The 3,159-nt window shown below is 63.1% G+C and carries 3 protein-coding genes; 2 read left to right on the top strand and 1 reads right to left on the bottom strand.

Annotation, left to right across the window (positions count from 1 at the left end; translation table 11 throughout):
- Window positions 1–1,917, top strand: a 1,917-nt coding sequence (locus Q0L57_RS09510; protein ID WP_296741562.1) for an efflux RND transporter permease subunit, incomplete at its 5' end; no start/stop codon positions are given.
- A 109-nt stretch (window positions 1,918–2,026) separates the two neighbouring features.
- On the opposite strand, the gene Q0L57_RS09505 is transcribed toward Q0L57_RS09510, so the two are convergent.
- Window positions 2,027–2,485: a L,D-transpeptidase gene (locus tag Q0L57_RS09505; protein ID WP_296741559.1), complete on the bottom strand. Its 459-nt coding sequence runs from the start codon at window positions 2,483–2,485 to the stop codon at window positions 2,027–2,029.
- A gap of 337 nt (window positions 2,486–2,822) precedes the next feature.
- Between Q0L57_RS09505 and Q0L57_RS09500 the strand changes: the two genes are divergently transcribed.
- Entirely contained in the window at window positions 2,823–3,155 is a 333-nt protein-coding gene (locus Q0L57_RS09500) for a hypothetical protein (RefSeq protein WP_296741556.1), read from the top strand.
- Window positions 3,156–3,159 lie beyond the last annotated feature (4 nt).

Here is a 3,159-nt window from a genome sequence, read left to right as displayed (position 1 = left end):
GCCATGGTGCTGGCGATCGGCCTTGTCGTCGACGACGCCATCGTGGTGGTGGAGAACATCCACCGCCACATGGAGGAAGATCACATGTCGCCGATGCAGGCGGCGTTCAACGGCATGCGTGAGATCGCGACCGCGATCGTCGCCATGACGCTGACGCTGGCCGCCGTGTTCGCGCCGCTGGCCTTCACCGGCGGCCTGACCGGCGCGCTGTTCCGCGAGTTCGCCGTGACGCTGGCCGGTTCCGTGGTGCTGTCGGGCCTTATCGCCATCACCATCACGCCGATGATGTCAGCACGCCTGCTGAAGCCTGGCGCGCATGGGCGCTTCCAGCGCATCGTCGACGGCACCTTCGGCCGCGTCGAGCATGTCTACGAGCGGGCCGTCACCGCTTCGCTCCGCAACCGGCCGGTGACGCTGATCATCGTCGTCGCGCTGGTGGCGCTGACCGGCTTCATGTTCACCAAGACGTCCAGCGAACTGGCGCCGGAAGAAGATCAGGGCTTCCTGCTTTCGATCGTGACCGCGCCGCGATATGCCACCTCGGACTACACCGAAACCTACGTCAACCAGATCCTCGGCCTGGTGAAGGATATACCGGAAACCAGGGCCCAGTTCTCGGCCGTCGCCTTCAGCGGCGCCACCAACGGCGCTTTCGTCGGCTTCGCCTTCAAGGACTGGGCGGACCGCAAGCGCAACTCGAAGCAGTTGCAGGCCGACATCCAGGGGCGCCTCGCCAAGGTCGCCGGCGTCGAGGCTTTCGTCTTCGCGCCGCCGACGCTGCCCGGCTCCGGCGGCGGTCTGCCCATCTCCATGGTGGTGCGCTCGACCGGCGACCCTTCCCAGGTCTTCGACGAGGCGGAGAAGATCAAGAACAAGGCGCAGGCCTCCGGCCGCTTCATCGTCGTGCAGAACTCGATGTCCTATGACGCGCCGCAGGTAACCGTCACCATCGACCGCGAGCGGGCGGCGGCGCTGAACCTGCCGATCGCCGACATCGGCGGCACGCTGACGCTGCTGGTTGGCGGCGCCGAAGTCGCGCAGTTCGACCGCGACTCCAACAGCTACGACATCATCCCGCAGGTGCCGCAGCAATTCCGCGACAACCCCGAAAAGCTCGGCGAATATTTCGTGCGCAGCGTCGACGGCAAGATGGTGCCGTTGTCGGCGGTGGTGAAGATCTCGACCAACGCCTCACCGGCGGCGATCGAGCAGTTCAACCAGCTGAACTCGGCCACGATCTCGGCTCTGCCGCTGCCAGGCGTCACCACCGGTGACGGCCTGCAGACTTTGGAGAGCATCGCCAGGGAGTCGCTGCCCGACACCTTCTTCATCGACTATTCCGGCCAGTCGCGCCAGGAGAAGGAGCAGGGCAATACGATCCTGATCGCCTTCGTGGCCGCCGTGATCGTCATCTATCTGGTGCTCGCGGCCCAGTTCGAGAGCTTCCGCGATCCGTTGATCATCATGATGGCGGTGCCATTGTCTATCTTCGGCGCCATCGTGCCGCTCAATCTCGGCCTTGGAACACTAAACATCTACACCCAGGTCGGTCTGATCACATTGATCGGCCTGATCACCAAGCACGGCATCTTGCTGGTGGAGTTCGCGAACCAGCAGCGCGAAATCCATGGCATGCGACGGCGTGACGCCATCATCGCCTCGGCCAAGGTGCGCCTGCGGCCGATCCTGATGACCACTGCGGCGATGGCGCTGGGCGTCGTGCCGCTGATCATCTCCAGCGGCGCCGGCGCAGCTGCCCGCTATTCGATGGGCCTGGTCATCTTCACCGGCATCCTGGTCGGCACCATGTTCACGCTCTTCGTCGTGCCCATGTTCTACACCTTCATTGCCAGCAAGGACCTGCCGCATCTGGCCGAGAAGCCCGACCCGAAGCTGATGCCGGCGCTGCCGGCCTGAACGCCGCATCTGAAAACACAAAGAGGCCGGGAAAATCCCGGCCTCTTTTTTGGCCATCGCTCAAGGCTTCGTCCGGAATTGCGCCGGAACCAAAGCGGCGACCAGCCTGCTACTTGGCGATCACTATGCTGGTGTTGGCGGGGCCGACGGTCTCGACGAGCTGATAGAAATCGGCGGCCGCATTCGGATGCAGCCGCACGCAGCCATGCGAGGCAGGCCGGCCGAGGCGGCTAACGGCATAGGTCGCGTGCACGGCATAGCCGCCGCTGAAGAAGACCGAATGCGGCATCGGCGAATTGTCGTACTTCTTCGAATACCACATCTCGTGCATGCGGGTCGGCTTGAACGACCCGGTCGGCGTGACATGCGCCCGGTCGCCCGTCGACACCTTCCAGGTGAAGGTCGGCCGGCCGTCGACCGTGACTTCCATGATCTGTTGCGACAGCGAGACGCGTGCCACGACTTGGCTGGCGTGGGCAGCATGGCTGCCGGCGCAGAGGAAGAGAACCGTCCCGGTCAGAACGGCGGCGGTGACATTGATGAGCTTGTCGGAAATGGCGGCATGCATGACGACCCCTCTTTTGTTTTGCCGGTCGGACCGGCGTTGTTCGATGGGCCGCTTATCGCGCCGGCCTGTTTCCATACAATTTCGTTGTGTTTTCATTATTGTTTCGAATTTGTTTCATCTCGTTGAGAGAGTTCTCCGGCGACCGCTCACCGTTTCGCACCACCATTTGGGCAGCCGTCAGTTTGATTATCCTCAAACGAAAGCGCATTTGCCGTTTATATGAAAGCCAATTGGGCAATTTCGAAACTGAATTGAAACAAACCGCAGTTCGCGCGACATGAAGCGGATACAAGCCGGCCGCAATGTTGGCGTCACGGGAACAGACAACAGCAACGAAATGGGTAGGAAAACGAACCTAAGCTCCTGGCTCTTCGGGATAGGCGTCGCGACCATCGTCCTCGGTGGTGCGGGCTCGGTCGCCGGCAATCCGGCGATGGCGCCAGCCGCGATGAATTCCGCCGAGGTTTCGACGCTGCATACCGCTCTGTTCATCGCCACGGTCTGGATTGTTTCCAGCCTGCGCGTCCACCGGCTGAAGGCCCTCTGGCGGGTCGGCTTTCGGTTGATGAGGATGCGCGGCCCCTCCGGCTACTTGCTGCCGAGAGGACCGAAGGCCCGCGCCGCAGCGGGGGGCTCCGTCAGCGGCGCGGGCGCTTCGGGAGTTTCCTGAAGCA

Origin of the sequence: Mesorhizobium sp. (assembly GCF_024509055.1) — a bacterium.
Classification (GTDB): Bacteria; Pseudomonadota; Alphaproteobacteria; order Rhizobiales; family Rhizobiaceae; genus Mesorhizobium.
Note: the sequence above shows the minus strand (reverse complement) of the source record. Positions and strands in the feature narration are given on the sequence as shown.

Excerpts from the sequence above, each read along its gene's own strand:
- Q0L57_RS09505 (WP_296741559.1), bottom strand. The coding sequence starts at position 2,485 with ATGCATGCCGCCATTTCCGACAAGCTCATCAATGTCACCGCCGCCGTT.
- Q0L57_RS09500 (WP_296741556.1), top strand. The coding sequence starts at position 2,823 with ATGGGTAGGAAAACGAACCTAAGCTCCTGGCTCTTCGGGATAGGCGTC.